Source organism: Microcoleus sp. K1-B1, from assembly GCF_036704705.1.
GTDB lineage: Bacteria > Cyanobacteriota > Cyanobacteriia > Cyanobacteriales > Microcoleaceae > Microcoleus.
Map to the genome: position 1 here is coordinate 1 of NZ_JAUBSH010000008.1, position 18,299 is coordinate 18,299.

General features: G+C 46.8%; 14 protein-coding genes. 2 read left to right on the top strand and 12 right to left on the bottom strand.

The features are described from left to right. Positions 1-238: 238 nt before the first annotated feature. The 7 genes from QUA83_RS04380 to QUA83_RS04410 form a co-directional block, all read right to left on the bottom strand. Positions 239-748 carry a pentapeptide repeat-containing protein gene (locus tag QUA83_RS04380; RefSeq protein WP_333291798.1) on the bottom strand — a complete coding sequence of 170 codons (510 nt, stop codon included), beginning with the start codon at positions 746-748 and terminating at the stop codon, positions 239-241. Positions 749-875: 127 nt separating this feature from the next. Beyond that, positions 876-2,228, bottom strand: a complete 1,353-nt coding sequence (locus QUA83_RS04385; RefSeq protein WP_333291799.1) for an LCP family protein — start codon at positions 2,226-2,228, stop codon at positions 876-878. Positions 2,229-2,242: 14 nt separating this feature from the next. Further along, entirely contained in the window at positions 2,243-2,590 is a 348-nt protein-coding gene (locus QUA83_RS04390) for a DUF6717 family protein (RefSeq protein ID WP_015175132.1), read from the bottom strand. A gap of 425 nt (positions 2,591-3,015) precedes the next feature. Further along, positions 3,016-4,191: an aminotransferase class V-fold PLP-dependent enzyme gene (locus tag QUA83_RS04395; protein ID WP_333291801.1), complete on the bottom strand. Its 1,176-nt coding sequence runs from the start codon at positions 4,189-4,191 to the stop codon at positions 3,016-3,018. Positions 4,192-4,268: 77 nt separating this feature from the next. After that, positions 4,269-4,874: a molybdenum cofactor guanylyltransferase gene (locus tag QUA83_RS04400; RefSeq protein ID WP_333291803.1), complete on the bottom strand. Its 606-nt coding sequence runs from the start codon at positions 4,872-4,874 to the stop codon at positions 4,269-4,271. Between the two features lie 166 nt (positions 4,875-5,040). Then, positions 5,041-6,105, bottom strand: a complete 1,065-nt coding sequence (locus tag QUA83_RS04405; RefSeq protein WP_333291804.1) for an anthranilate phosphoribosyltransferase family protein — start codon at positions 6,103-6,105, stop codon at positions 5,041-5,043. Positions 6,106-6,219: 114 nt separating this feature from the next. Next, complete coding sequence (locus QUA83_RS04410) at positions 6,220-7,194, bottom strand: LysR family transcriptional regulator (RefSeq protein WP_333291805.1); 975 nt, start codon at positions 7,192-7,194, stop codon at positions 6,220-6,222. A 591-nt stretch (positions 7,195-7,785) separates the two neighbouring features. On the opposite strand from QUA83_RS04410, the gene QUA83_RS04415 reads away from it, so the two are divergent. Then, complete coding sequence (locus tag QUA83_RS04415; protein ID WP_333291807.1) at positions 7,786-11,214, top strand: PAS domain S-box protein; 3,429 nt, start codon at positions 7,786-7,788, stop codon at positions 11,212-11,214. A gap of 112 nt (positions 11,215-11,326) precedes the next feature. Here the strand turns inward: QUA83_RS04415 and QUA83_RS04420 are convergent, their stop codons facing one another. Next, entirely contained in the window at positions 11,327-12,619 is a 1,293-nt protein-coding gene (locus tag QUA83_RS04420) for a HEAT repeat domain-containing protein (RefSeq protein WP_333291808.1), read from the bottom strand. 228 nt (positions 12,620-12,847) lie between these two features. On the opposite strand from QUA83_RS04420, the gene QUA83_RS04425 reads away from it, so the two are divergent. Then, positions 12,848-13,717, top strand: coding sequence for a lipid kinase (locus QUA83_RS04425; RefSeq protein ID WP_333291810.1), 870 nt, complete (start codon positions 12,848-12,850; stop codon positions 13,715-13,717). Positions 13,718-14,056: 339 nt separating this feature from the next. Here the strand turns inward: QUA83_RS04425 and QUA83_RS04430 are convergent, their stop codons facing one another. The 4 genes from QUA83_RS04430 to hemW all read right to left on the bottom strand — a co-directional run bounded on the left by QUA83_RS04430 (position 14,057) and on the right by hemW (position 18,256). Further along, on the bottom strand, positions 14,057-15,622 hold the full coding sequence (locus tag QUA83_RS04430; RefSeq protein ID WP_333291812.1) for an FAD-dependent oxidoreductase: 1,566 nt from the start codon (positions 15,620-15,622) through the stop codon (positions 14,057-14,059). A gap of 392 nt (positions 15,623-16,014) precedes the next feature. Next, positions 16,015-16,287 (bottom strand): DUF1830 domain-containing protein, encoded by a 273-nt coding sequence (locus QUA83_RS04435; RefSeq protein ID WP_333057596.1) that lies wholly within the window; start codon positions 16,285-16,287, stop codon positions 16,015-16,017. A gap of 113 nt (positions 16,288-16,400) precedes the next feature. Then, positions 16,401-16,661: a hypothetical protein gene (locus tag QUA83_RS04440; protein WP_333291814.1), complete on the bottom strand. Its 261-nt coding sequence runs from the start codon at positions 16,659-16,661 to the stop codon at positions 16,401-16,403. 227 nt (positions 16,662-16,888) lie between these two features. Next, positions 16,889-18,256, bottom strand: coding sequence for a radical SAM family heme chaperone HemW (gene hemW / locus QUA83_RS04445; RefSeq protein WP_333057599.1), 1,368 nt, complete (start codon positions 18,254-18,256; stop codon positions 16,889-16,891). Positions 18,257-18,299 lie beyond the last annotated feature (43 nt).

Below are 18,299 nucleotides of genomic sequence, written 5' to 3' on the forward strand. Positions count from 1 at the left end.
AATAGATAGTCTAGATGGAAGCTCATAACGGTAAATGTATTAGTAGGTACATTTTACACCATAAACTCAGGAGAGCCAAAATTTGGCTTAATAGTCAATAGAGTTTGGGCGTTCATTACTGTTGGCTTACTTTTGAGAACTCAAACATTCTCAAACATATTGATCCTCAAACTCCTCTTGGGGTGGTGCGCCTGCGGCGCACCCCCTGAACGGTTACGATTTTTTTAAGTGTGAATTTCTACGGACATCCCAAACTTTCGCGAGTAGAAACTCCCGTCACGGGATTGACACCATCTGCTTTCTCGCACAGGAGAGTAACTTGATAAGCGTCGATAATCGCGTCACTAAAATCAGCGCCGGAAATGGCAGCATCAAAAAACCGAGTTCGAGTCATAATTGCCTCGGAAAAATTAGCATTCGTCAAATTAGCGCCGTCGAATGTAACTCTATCTGCCAAAGCGCCGGAAAGGTTAGCACCTGACAAGTTGGCATTTAGCAAAACTCCCTTAGTCAAAATCGCATTAGTTAAATCAGCACCTTGAAAATTGGTTCCCCGCATTTCCGCAGCGACAAATGTTCCCCCCGCTAAATCCGAGTTGGAAAAATCGCGATCGGACAAATTAATATTTGTGTAGTTAATATTTGTTTTCGGCAGGGCAAATGCCGGAGTAGCACTCAGCAGCACCCACGCAAAAGCCAACACTAAACTTAAAACCAGGCTCAGGAAAATTCGGAAAACACTTTTCATGATGATGGGAATAGGGAATTGGGCATTGTTGACTGTTGACTGTTGACTGTTAACTGTTGACTGTTTACTGTTTACTAATGACTAATGACTAATGACTAATGACTAATGGCTAATGACTAATGACTAATTAAAATCGCTTTACCCAATCTTCGCCAACGCTAAGTGTCAAGTCAGAATTGATTTCACCGGTAGAAGATGCTTCAATTTTACCGCCGCCTAACTCTTTTCGCAGTAGATTCGCTGCCTCTAAATCCCCTTGCTGAACAATAATTTGACTTTGACGCTGCTTCTGGGGCGCATCCTGCTGCACTACAGATACATTAAAAAAGCCTTTTTTTGTGAGAAATTCAGCAACGTTTTTTGCAGTTGTCGGTTTGCTAGAAGCGTTTTGGACAGATATTTTGAGGTTTTTGGGCAACAGGGACTCGCTGGGATTGCGAAGTCGTCCTTGTTCAAAATCCGGCACGCCCAGGTTCAAATATTGTGTCATAATGCGATCGCGCCCCAGCGCATCTACAATCCAATAACTCCTCAAATCCCCTGTTTCTGAACTAGAACGTCCAGGCAACATTACCATTTTAAAATTATCTCGCTCCAATTGCAAACCGAAATTGGCCAGCGTCAATATTTCCTCATAACTTAGGTTTGTATCCACATATTTTTGCATCAATCGAACAATTTGTGGCAAGCGCACCAATACTGATGGACTTGCGAGGCGATCCCTAATAGCTTGAATTAAAGATTGCTGCCGCTGAATGCGGCCAATATCTCCTAAACCATCGTTGCGAAATCGAGCAAATTGTTCTGCTTGTTCTCCGTTGAGAGTTTGCCATCCCTTGCCTAAGTTTATTTTTAACTTTTGAGCGGAATCTGTATAGGACATCGCGCGAGGTACAAATACCTCAACTCCGCCCAACAAATCGACTAATTCCTGAAACGCATTGCTGCTGACTCGCACGTATCGTTCAATTTTCGTATTGTTCAGCATACTGCTAACCAATCGCGTCGCCAAAGCTGCTCCTCCTCTAGCATTGGCTTCGCTAATTTTGCTGAAGCTAACTCCGGGATCTTCGACTTTAGTATCCCGTGGAACTGAAAGCAAACTAATAGATTTATCTCTAGGTTCGAGGTGCAATAAGAGTATGGTATCGCTGCGACCGTTAAATATCTTAGGGGAATTGACGGCAGCTTCTGGCACGCCGTCAATTCCCAATATCAAGATATTAACTGACCGCGACAGGCGGTATCCAGAGCGGTTGGAGGATAGATAGTCAAAGCCAGTCGCCTCTAATACTCTATTGATAATTGGGGGTTCCACGGGAGCTAAAAGGGCGGTAATTGCCCCCAAGGTGGCCGAGATGGCTGCTGTGAAAACTAGGAAAAATAGCCCCACTATATACAGGAAGAATTTAGGCTTTTTTCGAGATATTTGATCGACTGGTGTAACAAAGTCTCTTTTAAAAATTGACAAGTTTTTCATGGACTTGCTGTTGGTTATTGCAGTTTTTCAGCTTTGCAGTAAAACTTGGGCGGTGCTTCTGGAAAGTATTTGAACATAGCCGGACACAGCCAGCCTTCGAGATTTTTCGATTCCCACCGATACCAGTTACCGCCGTATTCTGCTTTCAACCACAGCATTTCTGCTTGATATCCGGGAAATGGATTGGCTGAAAATAAAAGTCGGAAACCTTGAGCGGCATTGGGAATGTCTGCGACAAGCGCGTTAATCATTTCGGGGACGCCCTGAACAAATGGTTCTCGGACAAGTCCGACTCGCTCGTCGTCAAAAACCCAGGTGTACTGTTCGCGATAGGGGTAAATTACCATCATGGCATTGGACATGGTATTCGCCTCTTTTCATTTCCTTTTTTTGTCTGCAAAAATACAAGTGTGGATACATTATATTCTGTTGCGCGGAAGTTGTGCGCTATCCGATTTGACAACCCTGTTTTAAATTAGGAATTTTAGCGGGTTATTTACAAATTTTATTCGGTTTGGGCGGATTGGCGAAGTTTACGGCTATGGGGCTTTAGATATATTTTTGTTGTTGTTTTTATTAGAGGTAAATAGTATCCCAATTATGCAAGTAATAAATGTGATTACTGCCAGGTTTTTTACTCTTAGGGTGCCTATTTGTATAACCTTTACTACGTTTATACTAAGGACAAATAGTCTGTATTTATCCGAACTCTAAGAAGCGACACCCTAACTACAAACCTATAACTGTTTGTAGCTGGGTGTTATCTTTGTTTTCGGGAAGCTCCAGCTCAAATTCTCGTCAGCTCAACTAGGGCATTAGCTAAATATTGATACTGCGGCAAAGTATTATATAACTGAGCCGAAATCCTCACCAACTGCTTACTAGCATCCGGCCAAGGAATCACCGGAACTTCAATTTTAAAAATCTCCCACAGCGCCTCTTGCAAAGGTGGAATTCCTCCCTTTGCAACCACATCAGACTGGGAGTCTAGCAGCGGCACAACAGCCATCGAACCCACCATTTCATCAGGACAAGGCAGCGGCAAATCTAATTTGTCAGCCAATATTTTTCTCCCCGCCAATGCTAAAGCATGATTCTTTGCCCTCAATTCCGGCCAGCCGCCGCTCAATAAAGAGCCCATAAAATCAATAGCTACAGGCACGCACAAATAAGGGCTAGGATCGACAGTTCCCATCCAGTCAAATTCTAATTGAAAGCGCGATTTATCAGCGCGGGGCGAATTAGCACCGTGACTGATTGTAGTTGGTCGAATGGCATTTTGTTTGTCGCGCCGCACGTATAAAAAGCCCGCACCTTTCGGCGCGCACAGCCACTTGTGGCAATTTCCCGTATAGTAAGCCGCGCCAATTTCCTCTAAATTCAGTGCTACCATTCCCGGCGCGTGAGCTCCGTCTACCAATACATCCACGCCACGGTTAGCTAACTCACCGACTAACTGTTTGATGGGAAAGATTAAACCTGTTTGGCTGACAACGTGGTCTAATAAGGCTAACTTTGTTTGCGGTGAAACGCATTTAATTATTGCTTCAATAATTTGGTCGGGTGACTCAATGGGAAAGGGAACTTCTGCTACTATTACTTTAGCGCCTGTACGCTCGGCTACAAAATTAAGTGTGTTGCGGCAAGCGTTGTATTCCTGATTTGTGGTTAGCAATTCGTCACCCGGAGAAAAACAGAGCGATCGCAAAACTGCATTTACTCCCGTCGTGGCATTCGGCACAAAAGCCAAGTCATCCTCAGCCGCACCGATAAATGCTGCTAACTGATTTCTTGCATTATCCAACAATGGTTCAAATTCCCGCAGTAAAAAGCGCAATGGTTCTCTTTCTAGTTGTTCTCGAAAAATGGTTTGCGCTTCGAGTACGGGAATCGGACAGGCCCCAAAAGATCCGTGATTGAGGAAAGTTATATTGCGATCGAGCAACCAATATTGGTTAATCATTAGTAATTAGTAATTAGTAGTTAGTAATTAGTCATTCGTCATTAGCCATTAGTTAGCCAACAGTCAACAGTCAACCGTCAACCGTTACTCATTTTACCTTTTAATTGCTCAAACTCTTCTAATGTATTGCAATTGGATAACATTACTGCTTCTCGTTCCCCTACAGGTAGAGGGCTTGCGGAGATTTGATTTAACCACACTTGAAAGGAACGTCCCCCTTTGTCAATAAAACTTTGCAAACTGGGCAGAGATTGTTGGCGGTAGAAGCCGCACAAAGGCTCCCAGCGCGAATTTTGATAAGGCACAACTGCTAAAGTTGATGGGGGAAATTCTGTTAACTGACTTGCCCAATTCTGAATAATCTGGGCATCCAATAAAGGCAAATCGCAAGCTAACAGTAAAATCCACTCGGCGGCAATTTCTGTCAATCCCTGAGTCAATGCAACCAAGGGCCCGCAGCCCGGATTGTACTCTACCAGAAATTGGGATGTTTCGGTTAAGGTCGATCGATAGCGATCGGGCCAAGCAGTCAGAACATAAACTTCGGGGGTTACAACTGCGGCAACTTCCAACGCCCGCTGCAATAGGGATTTGCCCTCAATTTCCAGCATAGCTTTATCCCTACCCATCCGCGAACTTTGACCGCCTGCAAGCACAATTACAGCAATTTTATGATTAGTCATTAGTCAGTAGTCATTAGTCAGTAGTCAGTAGTCATTAGTCATTAGTCAGTAGTTATCGCAAGAATTGTCTGTTTTGAACAGGCAAGATGCCTGTTCCACAATAATTATTGGAGATGTCTAGTAGTCAGGAGTTAACAGTCAACGGTCAACAGTCAACAGTCAACTCTCAACTCAAAACACTAACGGCTTGACTAACTTCCTCAAGTTTTTGCACGACGTGACCGCGACTTAATAAAGTTTCTGCCTCAATCAAACCGGAGTTTATATCTAAACAAACTCCGCTGCGCCACAGATAAAAGCCGCCGTTCCAGATAGCGGACTGCATCAATTCCGAGGGTTTTCCCAGCAACACTTCCTGCATTTGTTTGAATAACTCTGGGGCTGATTCAAAGGCAGGATTTGTGTTGCTAAAACCGTAATCTCCGTGGGCTAAAAGCAGTCGCTCGAACTCAGCGTCCGGCTTAGCAATGCCGATAATCGCAGTACGATCGCGCGGCAAATCGCAGCTTCCCTCCAATCCTTTGACTGTGGTATAATTTTTGATTCCCCGTAGCTCAAAGGCTTTTTGAAACATACCTTCTGTCGGCGGGTGGACGTAGCCCGATATGACGTTAACGTCGCCGGCACAGGGACACCACATCAACTCCATTGTCGAAAAAGGTGGCCGTTTACCAATTTCGCGGCGGTAGGGAACTAAAGCGGCGGCTTGAGGAAAATGCTTGGGAAGGTAAACAAAACCCAAACCCGTATTGTCAAAAACTTGCTGGACTTTTTCTAAACTCAGTTTTCTCCAGTCAACTCCCAAACCGCGCCAAATTTCAATCAGGGGAATGCCTTCCTTCGTTGGCATGGTATCCCCCCCGTGCATGAGGGTTGGGACGCCAGAGGCGGCTAAAATTAGGGCTGTTAAAGGGCTAATTGGAGCCGTGCGCGATCGCCCGTCGTAAGCAACGCCAAACACGGCGACGGTAGAGACGGAAAACCCTTTTTCTCGGTTTGGGGGGGCAAGAAGGGGCCCCAATTCTTCATAAGCATCGAGCATTCCGGCTAATTCTTCGCCAGTGGGCCGTTTAATGCGGTGGGCAATCATAAAAGCTCCGATTTGAGCCGGTGTTGCTTCTTGCAGCAGCATCATCCGCGTGGCTGCTGCTGCTTCCGAGCGAGTTAAGTTTTCTCCTGTGTGTACTCCGCTGCCAATTTTTCGCAGCAATTCTCTAAATGCGTCACTCATAACTTGTGAAGTTAGTAAGGGGTAGTTGGTAGTTAGTAATTGGTAGTTAGTAATTGGTAATATTTGAACCGTTTTAAATTTAAAATTCCCAAAATTCAATTCAAAATTATCGAATTAACTCCCTGATTTTTCTAGCTTGATTACATCAAATGGCGGCACAAATTCGCGTACCAGATTCCAGAAATGGGCGATCGGCGGAATTTGCATTCGATCGTGAGTTGTCACCAACACCACTTCGCGAGTCCAAGTGGGATCTGCGGCCAATTGACCGATCGTCGAAACCTTGGAATTTGACCGATCTGGGGCGATCGACCGAACGGCTAAAGTGCGATCGCCCTTGGCGTCCACCAAAGCTGAATGCGGCAGCAAAGCAATCAACTCTCCCTGTCGCACCACACCCCGAAAAGCATCAAGAGTGTTGAGTTCCAAAACAGCATGAAGTTTAGCACCGATGCGTCCAAATTGTTCTTGCACCATCCGCTGCATTCCGTACCCGTCCTTAAACACCACTTGCGGGTAACAAATCAATTCCGGCCAAGGTACTCGTTCGTACTGGGCCAGGGGATGACCCGCCGCCATCAACACCTCGATCGGCTCATTGTAGAGCACCTCAACCAACATTTCCGGGGCTTGAGTAAAATGGCGGTTGTTCATCACCACAGCGATGTCCACCAAACCGTCTTTGAGGACTTTCAGGGCTCGATCGCTGCCGAGGGAAGTCACCCGCAACTGCACGTCTGGATAGTCACGGCAAAACTTTTGCAGCACAGGCGGCAAATAAGCAGCGCAAACCGAATGAATCGCAGCCACGCAGAGTTCCGGCTGCTTTCCCGCCCGTAAGTCTCCCAATTCTTCAGCAGCATTTCGCCAAGTCTGACAGATTTTGCGAGCGTGAGGCAGCAGGCATTCCCCTCCCACAGTCAGTTTCGCGTGGGCCGTGCGGTGAAACAGCGACAAACCCACTTCCGCTTCTAATCCCTGCACTTGGCGGCTAATAGTCGATTGGGTAACGCCACACTTCCGGGCCGCTTGCTGAAAGCTACCAGTTTCAGCAACTGAAAGAAATGCTTGAAGCTGCTCTAAGCGCATGGAGGTTTAATTCGAGATGGTTTCAGAAATTTTACTGGAAGATAATCTGTGACATTAACCGATTTAGTAGCAGAATTTAGTAGACTTTGATACAGGTACAGATTAGTTTTGATTCCGGGGTGAGAGGCGGGGATGCTTCGCTCCAAGCATCAATCTGCTCTGGCAGGATTTCTGATCCTCCAAGTAGAGGTCGATTCTCCTATGTTGAAGGGATTTCTGAATCTGCAAACTTATCAAAAAATAGATTCAATAAAGATGAATTTATCGAATATTGCCAGTTGCTAGCTAAACCCTTTCAATGAACGGCACTCTAGTAATCCCTTCATCAAGTGCGCTCAACTGCTCTGTTTTTCCGTAAGTTGTGAATTCAAAAGATAGCATTTAATTTCGTACCTCCTTGGGAATTATAGTACCTCACTCTCTCTAAACCTCTCAATAAATGTACGAAGATTTCAGGCAGGTTAAAGCCTGCGGTGAACTTTCCTCCCCGGACTAAAGTCACTTTTGTTTTATGTTTTTTTGTGTATAAACTAGAAATTAGCGGGTCAGCAACACAAGTGCAACTAAGATCGATCGCACAGGAAAGCCGAAATGCTGCCATTTATTAACATTATGTCATTTAACCACAATTTTATTCCCCAAGATGGCTGTTGCCAGTGGCAACCCCAGTTGATGGGACTGCACGCGGTCAGCGATTTGTTAATTGCCTTGGCTTATTATTCAATTCCAGCACTTCTGACATACTATGCCCGGAAGCAGCGGGACGTGCCTTTGAGCAAGGGGTTTATCCTATTGGGAGCCTGGTTTTTCTGCGGCGGGACAACTCACTTGATGCAAGTTTGGATGCTGGTGCATCCCAGCTACGGGCTCTCAAGTTCGATCGCCGCCGTTACCGCTATCATCTCTTTGTGGGCTGTAGCGTCTCTGAGACCCTGGATTTCTCAAGTGTTGGCTTTGGCTGGAGCGGCCTCTTTTGCAGGAAATACGGCGCTGGAAACTGAAAAGGTCGATCGACTGCAAGCTGACTCTGCTATTACAAATTCCATCCCCTCCCTCACAACCGAACTCCAGCAAATTAACCAGCAATTGCTTGCAGAAATAACACAGCGCGAGCGAGTCGAGGACCTCCTGCTTGACACTGTAGAAAAGTTGCAAGAAAGCGAAGAACGCTTCCGCGTTTTTCAGGAATTATCTCTAGACGGTTTTAACGTGTTCCGCAGCATCCGCGACGAATCCACAATTGTGGATTTTGAATGGGAATACGTCAATCCCGCAGCGGCAAAAATTCAGCAGAGTACCCCGGGCGAATTAATCGGCAAGCGATTGCTGCAAGTGCTGCCAGGCCATAAAGATAGCGGTTTGTTCGACCGTTACGTCCAAGTTACAGAAACAGGAATTCCCCTCGATACCGAGATTTATTACAACAGCGAAAGCGAAGGCATTGTCGGCTGGTTTCGGATTATGACCGTTAAATTGGGCGACGGCATTGCTATTTCTTTTGGCGATATTACTAACCGCAAGCAAGTAGAAGCATCCCTGCGCGAGGCGCTGCAAAAACTCACTTCTCATTTTGAAAATACGCCCCTAGCGGTGATTGAGTGGGATGAAAATTTTTGTCTCAGCGGGTGGTCGCCGGCGGCCCAGAAGATTTTTGGGTGGGAGAAAATAGAAGTTTTAGGCAAGCATTTTAGCGAATGGAACTTTATTTCTAAGGGCGATTTGTCAGAGGTAGAATCGGCAATTTATAGTTTAAAGAAACCAGAAAATCGCTGCAATGTAGTTCGCAACAGCAATTATAATAAGAGGGGTTCGTTGGTACACTGCGAGTGGTACAATTCGGCTTTTTACAGCGATTCGGGACAGTTGGTATCGGTGCTGTCTCTGGTTTTGGACGTGACTGAACGCTTTAAGTTTCTGGAAGTGCTGCGACAGTCTGAAGAGCGGTTTCGGATTGCGGCAGAAAGTGCCAGTGATTTGATTTACGAATGGGATATCGAAACCGGGATCGTGCTGTGGTTCGGTCACGTAGACGAACATTTGGAGTACGCAAAAGGTGGATTTCCAAGGACAAGAGCAGCTTGGAACAGTATCTTGCACCAGATCGACCGCGATCGAGTTTTGGCCGCAGTCGATCGGTATTTGAGTGCGCCAGACAGTTCTGCAGCCCCATTTTTTCAGGAATACCGCGTTCAGTGCCAAGGGGGCGGCTTGCTCCATTGGATCGATCGGGGCAAAGCAGTGCTTGACAAACAAGGTAATCCCTGCAAATGGATCGGCGTGATTAGCGACATCACCGCTCGCAAAGAGGCCGAACAACAGCGGAATTGGGCATTGGCGCGGGAACAGGCCGCCCGTCGCGAAGCCGAAGCCAGCGAACAGTTGTACCGTGTCCTCGCTGAAGCCATCCCGCAAATAGTTTGGACTGCCACAGCCGACGGCTGGCTCGACTACTACAACCAGCGCTGGTTTGAATATACTGGCTTGACACTGGAGGAAACTCAAGGCTGGGGGTGGCAGCTAGCCCTGCATCCAGATGACGTGGAAGATTCCGTAGAAAGCTGGAAGACCTCGGTGGAGACGGGGAGGACTTACGAGGTGGAATACCGCTTTAAACGGGCATCTGACGGGGCTTACCGCTGGCATCTGGGTAGGGCATTGCCCGTGCTGGACGCTGAAGGGAAAATTCTCAAATGGTTCGGGACTTGTACTGATATTGACGATCGCCAGCGATCGGCCCAAACAGCCTATTTTAGCGCTCAAGCTTTGGCTTTGCTGTCGTCGGCTTCCCTGGATTACGAGAAGGCGCTACAAGGTTTGGCAGATTTAACAGTACCGGGGCTGGGGGATTGGTGCTGTGTGCATTTGCTGGATGCCGACGGCTCGATCCGCTTGCAAGCAGTTGCTCACTCAGATCCGAGCAAAGTCGCTCTGCTGTGGCAAATCGATCGGCGTATGCCACTCGACCCCCAGGGACGGCACGGAGTAGCAAAGGTACTGCGAACTGGTGAGTCGAAGCTCTACCCAGAAATACCGGAATGGGTGATCGAGGCGGTTGTGCCGGACAGGGAACTGCAGTTGGTGCTACGATCCCAATCCCAGGTGCTGTCGGCAATCTGCGTGCCGCTGATCGCTCGCGGGCGGACGCTGGGAGCGATTTCGTTGCTGTGCGGGGAGTCGGGCCGCCGCTGCGGGCAGGAGGATTTGGTTTTGCTGGAGGATTTGGCGCGGGATGCGGCGGTGGCGATCGACAATGCGCGGCTTTACCGGGAAGCCGCGGAGGCCAACCGGATTAAAGACCAGTTTTTGGGAACGCTTTCTCACGAGTTGCGGACGCCTCTAAACGCCATTTTGGGCTGGGCGCAGATGCTGCGGCAGCGCCAGATGAGTGCCGAAAAAACGGCTGTCGGTTTGGAGACTATTGAGCGAAATGCGCGGTTGCAGACTCAGATGATTGAGGATTTGCTGGACGTTTCCCGGATTGTGAGTGGCAAAGTGTGTTTGAAGCTGTTCCCAGTGGATTTGGTGCGGATTGTAGAAACGGCGGTGAAAGCGCTGATGCCTGATGCTGAAGCTAGGGGAATTGAATTGGTGAGTTTTTGTGGCGAAGGGGTGAGCGTGGTGAAGGGCGATGCTACTCGTTTACAGCAGGTGGTGTGGAATTTGGTCTCGAATGCTATTAAGTTTACGCCGCCGTCGGGTCGCGTGGAAATTACGCTCTCGGAGGATGGGGAACCGGGAGCAGCGGGTGGCGCCATCTTGTCTGGGCCGTCTCCGGTTCACTCTGTTTTGATCATTGTCAGCGATACGGGAATTGGCATCAGCAAGGAGTTTTTGCCCTTTGTGTTCGATCGCTTCCGCCAAGCTGACAGCACTTCTACGCGCAATTACGGCGGCCTGGGACTGGGATTGGCGATCGTCCGCCATCTCGTGGAACTCCACGGCGGCAGTGTCTGGGCCGAAAGTCCTGGGGAAGGACTCGGCTCGACTTTCCGAGTGCGGCTGCCAATTGAGCAGAGCTAAAGTTTTGATTTTTCAGTTATCGATTTCACAATTCAATATTTAAGTTCTACGTAAGGTGTTGATGGCGCACCCTAAATTTAAATGTTCTCCGCTAATCCGCTCGCTCTTGATTTTATTGCCATTCTTGCAATGCGATCGTAATTCCTTGTTTCAATCTTGGTTCGAGATTGTCTTGCTTAACTAAGTTTTCTAATTTCTGCCTGGCCTCGGCAGCACCTAGCTGTTTGAGCGCTGCCATGCAGTGTAGCCTGACGCTGCTGTCTGCGTCGCCCAACATTGAAATCAGAGCATCTAGCCCTCTCATATCTCCTAATTTTCCTAAACCTAAAGCTAAAGATTTTTTGCTAACTGCCTCCTGCACGGCCGGATGATCTGTTTTCAACAAATCAATCATAATTTCAGCAGCAGCAGCTTTTAATTCCGGCTTTTCTACTCGTCCTAAAACAGTGACTATCTCTTGACAAACAGTAGAGTTTATGTTAGTAAATAGTGCCATTAATGTCTGATGCAAATATGCTAAAGCGGTTGCAGTTTCCATCCAGCTTAGGGCGCGCACAGTTTCGATTTGCAATTCAACCGGAGTTGTGGGCGATCGCAGCAATTCAAATAAAGCAGCCGCAGCAGCATCGGTTTTCACTCGCCCGATCGCGATCGCGGCTTGCTGACAAACTTCTAATCGAATGTCCGAAAGCAAAGGTTTGAGCAAGTTAACTAAATCTAATTCTGCATCTAAATACGCGCGCACCCCAAGAGCTCGCACGGCTTCTTTTCTGACTGCTGTCGCCGGATCTTTGAGTGCTGCTACCAATACCGGCGGGATGCGGGAGTCGTGAAAGCTGCTCAGGGCCTCGATTGCGTGCGCCCGCACCGCAACTTGAGAGTCTCCGACTACGCTCAACAGCGGTGGGATAGTTTCGGTGCGCCGAATTTGGGCGAGTGCTGCTGTGGCAAACTGTCGCGAGTCTTCTTGGAGTAGGAGAGTTGCGAGGGATTCTATGGCTGTCGGGCCGAAATTCCCTAGGGTTTCGGCGGCGATTTGGCTCAATTCTTCGTCGGAATTTTTGACTAATTCTACTAAAGCTTGAATCACTTCGGGGCGATCGAACTTTCCGAGAATGCGGGCGGCGAACCACCGGGGCTCGGTGTCTGCATCTTCGTCTTCGAGCACGGCAATTAAAGGTGCGATCGCCCCATTTCCCAGATTTGGCAATACTTTAGCAATTTCCCAGCGGTCTTGAAAATCGCCCCATTCTAAGGCTTCTATTGCTAAACTGACAGCTTGCTCTAAAATGTCTTGTTCCTGCGGCTTGCCGGTCTTGGCTGTCACTTGCTGCAAGCATTCGACTAACCCAGGCCAGTTTTGGCGATCGGCAGCGACTTGCGCTTTTTGTAAAATATTATACATAATTTTAAATTAAGTTCGATCGAGAAGCAAGGTTTTTTGCTGCTAGGTCAGAGCCAGATGGAGCTACTTTTTACGAATCTTTTGCTACAATTATCCATTTTTTAACATTTTTGTCAATCCCTCATAACTGGTAAAATGGAAGTAAAGCATTAATTTCATGCAGTTAAGGCATCAAGCTATACTTTTTGTAATTTAAAATACGCAATATTCCTAATTAAAAATTAACAAATGAAGAAAGCTCTACTTTTAGTAAACCAGCACTCCCGCAAAGGGCAAAAGTTATTATCTCAAGCCACTGTAAAATTAGAAGCACTGGGTTTTGAGTTAATGGTAGAATCTACCGACCACGCCCGCGAACTTTCTGACACTATTCGCCGCTACCAAAATCGAGTCGAATTAGTAATAATTGGGGGTGGCGACGGCACTCTCAACGCCGCCATAGAAGGTTTGATAGACACCAAGTTACCCTTGGGTATTTTGCCGATGGGAACGGCTAACGACCTAGCCCGCACTCTGGGAATTCCTACAGATTTATCAGCAGCTTGTCAAGTAATTGCCAGCGGTAAAGTTCGGCTAATAGACTTGGGTTGGGTTAACGGCCAACATTTTTTTAATGTTGCGAGTTTGGGATTGAGCGTGCAAATTACCCAGCGGCTGACTAAAAATGTCAAGCAGCGCTGGGGAATTTTAGCTTATGCTTTTACTGCTTTGCAGACAATTTTGTCAGCGCGACCGTTTCGAGCACAAATTAAGGTAAAAAACCAATCTTTTAATGTTAAAACTATTCAAATAGCCATTGGCAACGGCCGCTATTACGGCGGCGGGATGACAGTTGCCGAGGATGCCACAATCGACGACAGGCGACTGGATTTGTACAGTTTGGAAACAAAACACTGGTGGGAAATCATTGGTTTACTGCCGGCTATGAAGCAAGGAAATCATACCAGTCGGCCTAACGTTCGTACATTGCAAGCTCAAGAATTTGAGGTTAATACTAGCAAACGCCGTCCCATTAATACCGACGGTGAAATCACAACTTACACCCCTGCAAAATTCCGAGTGATTCCTCAAGCTTTAGCAGTTATAGCTCCTGCATAACTCACAACTAATATAATTATGTTGTGGAACAGGCATCTTGCCTGTTCCTATATTAGCCACGGGCAAGATTCCCGTGCCACAGTTAATCAATAAATTATCTTGTGTTGTGGAACAGGCATCTTGCCTGTTCCTATATTAGCCACGGGCAAGATGCCCGTGCCACAGTTAATTAATAAATTATCTTGTGTTGTGGAACAGGCATCTTGCCTGTTCCTATATTAGCCACGGGCAAGATGCCCGTGCCACAATTAATTAATAAATTATCTTGTGTTGTGGAACAGGCATCTTGCCTGTTCCTATATTAGCCACGGGCAAGATGCCCGTGCCACAATTAATCACTTAATAATCGCCTCCAGCGCCATATTGCCACGCTTCAACTAATCGGTGAAAATAGTATTGCTGCTCAGGCACTAAATTTTTCACCTGCGGTTCTACGGCTTTCCCCAAAGGCTGCAATCCCGTATAAATTCCTAAATTTACATAATGCACCATCCAATCGAGCAAATTAGCTATTCCTACCTGTGGGATAATTTTCATAACTAATCTGGGATGGCTAATTGCTGTTTTAAACAGGGTTTGGGACAAAGCCGGAAACAGCACGATATCTTGAAGAAACGGTTTGAGTACCGGTTCTCCCAACTCTTCCATTACCTGAAAGACGGCAGCCAAAAGTTGATTGATTTGATTGGGGTCTATTTTTTGATTCATCGCAGCACTCATCGAACGCTGAAACAACCAGGTAACTGATAGATTCGGCTGGTAGGGTTGCAAAAGTGCGAGGGAATTTTTGCTGAGACTATCGCTTGTCAAAGCTTCGTCAATTCCTAGAGTCAAGCGTTTGAGGTGGCGCACCATTGCGCCGAAACCGCCGAAGCTGAGGGGAGATTGGCTACCGCTGCTGTCTCCGACTGGGAGTATGCGATTCCAAGGCGTTTTTAGAGGACTTTGGCGATAGCAGGGAAAAAATCCGTAAAGTGCTCTTTGAAATTTTAACTGATCGAGTTCGACGTTTTGATATTGGGGAAGCAAGCGTAAATACTCTTCAAATAATGTTTCTAAACTGAATCTTTCTGTGTCAGCGTCTATGTAGGTAAATAAGTAAGTGGTGCGGCCGTCTCTGGCTGGAAATGCTTCCCAAAAATATTGGCACTGATTTTGCATTGGGGTGAAGGATGCAAATATATCGCCCGTGTCGTTTTTGGGGTATCCTTGAGCGCAACTGCCGACTACTAAACATACGGCGTCGGGTTTTTTTCCTTGTCTTGCTTGGCGGACAATGGGCGAAAAATGTCCCATTGCGTCTAATAATAATCGGGTTTTAAATAAATTTGTAGCAGGTTCTGTATCGGTATTTGCAGATTCTACCAAGACTCCATCCGGGTGAATGGTTGCTGTTTTAAATGGTGTATTTTCAAATAGCTTTCCTCCCGCTTGGAGGAATCGCTGTTTGAGGGTTTCTAGGAGGTAAACTGGGTCAATTCCGATGTTGAGTACGTCCCGCACCCAGATGTCGGGGGTGTTGGCAAAGCTGATGCGGGCTGGGTTGTATTCGGTGGCTATGGCTTTTTCTATCTCTTCAACAGATAGCAGATTTAGTTCTAAGAATGCGTCTAATTCTTTGCGAGAAATGTTCCATTCTTGAACGCGGCCTCGCAGGGTGCCGCGTTCAAGCAGGGCTACTCGCCAACCCCGCACGGCTAAGGCTGTACCGATTAATATTCCTAGGGTTCCGCCGCCGATAACTATGTCGAAGTCGAGGGTTTCCAGGGGTTGTTGGCTGTGTTTGACTGCTTGGGGTGCTGGTGCGGTGTTTTGTTTGAGGTTTTCCCAGAGTCGATCGACTTTTCTCAGGCCTCCGAGGGCGTCTCCTGGCAGTTGGGAGAGGATTTTTTCGGTGAGGGACATCGGGTTTTAGGATTGAAGAGTGGTGGATTTTTTATAATTTAGCTTAGATCAACATTTCCGACAGTTTTAGGGCGGACGCATGGGGTGGCGAGAAACTGGGTCTATACTAAGATGTTGCACCACTGTCAATAAGCTTTTTAGGAACAGGCTTTCCGGCCTGTTCCACAAGAAAATCTACTCTTTGTGGAACAGGCCGGAAAGCCTGTTCTTGAGAATGGTGCAAGATGTGAGTTTATACGAATTTTGGGCTTAGTAACGAGAAATATACGAAGACATGGGCTTTGTCATGTCGCAAGTGCGATCGCGAACGGAGTTTTTATCATACAGAGAAACCCGGTTTCTGAAAAAAAACCGGGTTTCTACCTCTCTTTGGTAAGTCTAAGGAATTATCTTCAATCAGCCGTGCTTAATTCTTCAACTCGCAGCCGATCGCACAAAATTCGCTCGCACACTATACCACCCGTATCTGCACTCCTACAAACTTCTAACTGAGCTTCCGGCAGCGCTTCAAACAAAAAACGTTCCCCCGGAAACACTGTCCGCTCAAAATACCAATTAGGAATATTTGTAATGCGAGCGATTTGCACTTTGCTAGTATTATTAAGATACCAACACAAAATGCGCGTATGACCTTCGGAAATTACCTGATTTAGTGTCAAATTCATTTTTTTAACTTGTTTGTGCAATTGTGCGAACGAGCTGCGACAGTCCTAAGCTTAGTATAGCATATTCCCAGTTAAAACACAATTTTTTATACATTTTTTTTACATTGTTTGGGTTAATTAATAAATTTCGTCGGGGAAACATCAGCGCCTTCCACGTATTCCCAAGAAGGTGCAAAAGCCGGCATTGCTAAAGCGCAAGATTTCCATCCTCCCTTAACAGGTGCGTTCAACAATTGACAGTGACCAACTGAACCTCTTGCCTGTTGGTAGTGACCGCAAAAATTACACTTGGAAGCCGGATTGCACCGACGTTCGCTAATTACAAGGCCGGGCTGCTTTTGGGTTTGGTTGCGTTCGATAGTTAAAGTGTTCATTAAATTACTTTTTAAATGTTCAGTCTTAAGTATGACGGCTGGAGTGCTGTTGTTGCGTCTATCTCAAGGCTTAGTTCACCTTTAAGATTTGTTTAGGGATCGATAGAAAATATATTATTTTTTAGATTATCAAGCTAGGGAGCAATTAAATTTCCTTTCGAGCGCATTGGCGGCCCCGGCTTTAGGGCCGATCGCGCTTGCCGGGGGATATACTTCCTGAGACAGAGCTAATTATCCTCGCCTAACTTGCTGAACAAATCGGCTAAAATTGTATTAGAAAATAAAAAACCTTCGGGATCGCTCAACCTCAAATTGCCCGAAAGCGGCAGTTTCGCGGCATCGCCTAAAGTTGCGTGAAGCGGAGCTATCCCGTAGGGAATCGCCCTATCATCCGTCATAATTTCCACCAATCCTTGTCGCCAGTAGGGCTGCAAACAACGCCAAATTTTATCAACCGTTTGCTGACTAAACTTTTCAGTCAGCGCCGACAGGCTAACTCCTTCTGCTAAACGCAAACCTAGCATCAGCGTTTCTAACAAAACGTCATTTTCTGAGACTGGAAAACTTGGCTCAATTGCTGGGTAAATATCTGGCTGGGTTTCCCCCCCAATTCGAGGAGTAGCAGGGGAATTGAGGCGAGAGATCGATCGCACCCACTGATAATATTCTTGAGTTTTGCGAGGTCTAGTCAACCTCCGGCCTTCCACGTAACTCGCCGCCCCCATTCCCAAACCGTAATAAGGGCGATTTTCCCAATAAACGCGGTTGTGGCGGCACTGATAGCCATCGCGGGCGTAATTAGAAATTTCGTAATGTTCGTAGCCAGCGCCGGTCAGAATTTCCTGCGCTAAACGGTACATTCCAGCAGCGGTTTCATCTGCTGGTAGCGGCTGCGCGCCTGCTTCAAAGTAGCGCCCGAAAGCAGTTAAGGGCTCAACAATTAAGTCGTAACTCGACAGGTGAGTCGGGTTAATTTCCACCGCCGATTTCAGGGAAGCTTCCCAGTTTTCTAAAGTTTGGTGCGGCAGTCCCGAAATCAGGTCTAAACTGAAATTGACAATACCAGCCGATCGCACTATTTCCACTGCTTCAAAAATATCAGCGACAGAGTGCGATCGCCCGCAAGCTTGCAGCAATTCATCTTGAAAAGCTTGCACTCCCAAACTCACTCGATTTACTCCCGCCGCTGCATATCCCCGCAACTGTTCTAAAGTAAACGTACCCGGGTCTATTTCTATAGAAATTTCCGCCTCAGCAGCAATCCCAAATTTGCCGTCGAGAGTCTCTAAAATATTGCTCAACTGACTGACAGAAAGCAGCGAAGGCGTGCCGCCACCAAAAAAAACTGTTTTGAGAGATGCGCCTAAATTTTTAGTTTCTTGAATTTCTTGACACAGTACAGCAACGTATTGGACTATGGTGCCGGAATTCTCGCCATTTTTGCGATCGCCCACCACAAAAACCGGAAAATCGCAGTAGTAACAGCGGCGGCGACAAAAAGGTATATGCAGGTAAGCCGAACTAGGAATGCCGGAATTTGCCGCTTGCACACTTTTTTTTAATTCAAATGTTAAATAATCTGTGGGAGGGTTCATTATATCTCAAGCCGAAAGCGCCACTTCAAATCTAAAGTTTTAA

What these genes read in the sequence shown, in the direction of transcription:
- QUA83_RS04380 (WP_333291798.1), bottom strand. Translation starts at nt 748, where the DNA reads ATGAAAAGTGTTTTCCGAATTTTCCTGAGCCTGGTTTTAAGTTTAGTG.
- QUA83_RS04385 (WP_333291799.1), bottom strand. Translation starts at nt 2,228, where the DNA reads ATGAAAAACTTGTCAATTTTTAAAAGAGACTTTGTTACACCAGTCGAT.
- QUA83_RS04390 (WP_015175132.1), bottom strand. Translation starts at nt 2,590, where the DNA reads ATGTCCAATGCCATGATGGTAATTTACCCCTATCGCGAACAGTACACC.
- QUA83_RS04395 (WP_333291801.1), bottom strand. Translation starts at nt 4,191, where the DNA reads ATGATTAACCAATATTGGTTGCTCGATCGCAATATAACTTTCCTCAAT.
- QUA83_RS04400 (WP_333291803.1), bottom strand. Translation starts at nt 4,874, where the DNA reads ATGACTAATCATAAAATTGCTGTAATTGTGCTTGCAGGCGGTCAAAGT.
- QUA83_RS04405 (WP_333291804.1), bottom strand. Translation starts at nt 6,105, where the DNA reads ATGAGTGACGCATTTAGAGAATTGCTGCGAAAAATTGGCAGCGGAGTA.
- QUA83_RS04410 (WP_333291805.1), bottom strand. Translation starts at nt 7,194, where the DNA reads ATGCGCTTAGAGCAGCTTCAAGCATTTCTTTCAGTTGCTGAAACTGGT.
- QUA83_RS04415 (WP_333291807.1), top strand. Translation starts at nt 7,786, where the DNA reads ATGCTGCCATTTATTAACATTATGTCATTTAACCACAATTTTATTCCC.
- QUA83_RS04420 (WP_333291808.1), bottom strand. Translation starts at nt 12,619, where the DNA reads ATGTATAATATTTTACAAAAAGCGCAAGTCGCTGCCGATCGCCAAAAC.
- QUA83_RS04425 (WP_333291810.1), top strand. Translation starts at nt 12,848, where the DNA reads ATGAAGAAAGCTCTACTTTTAGTAAACCAGCACTCCCGCAAAGGGCAA.
- QUA83_RS04430 (WP_333291812.1), bottom strand. Translation starts at nt 15,622, where the DNA reads ATGTCCCTCACCGAAAAAATCCTCTCCCAACTGCCAGGAGACGCCCTC.
- QUA83_RS04435 (WP_333057596.1), bottom strand. Translation starts at nt 16,287, where the DNA reads ATGAATTTGACACTAAATCAGGTAATTTCCGAAGGTCATACGCGCATT.
- QUA83_RS04440 (WP_333291814.1), bottom strand. Translation starts at nt 16,661, where the DNA reads ATGAACACTTTAACTATCGAACGCAACCAAACCCAAAAGCAGCCCGGC.
- hemW (WP_333057599.1), bottom strand. Translation starts at nt 18,256, where the DNA reads ATGAACCCTCCCACAGATTATTTAACATTTGAATTAAAAAAAAGTGTG.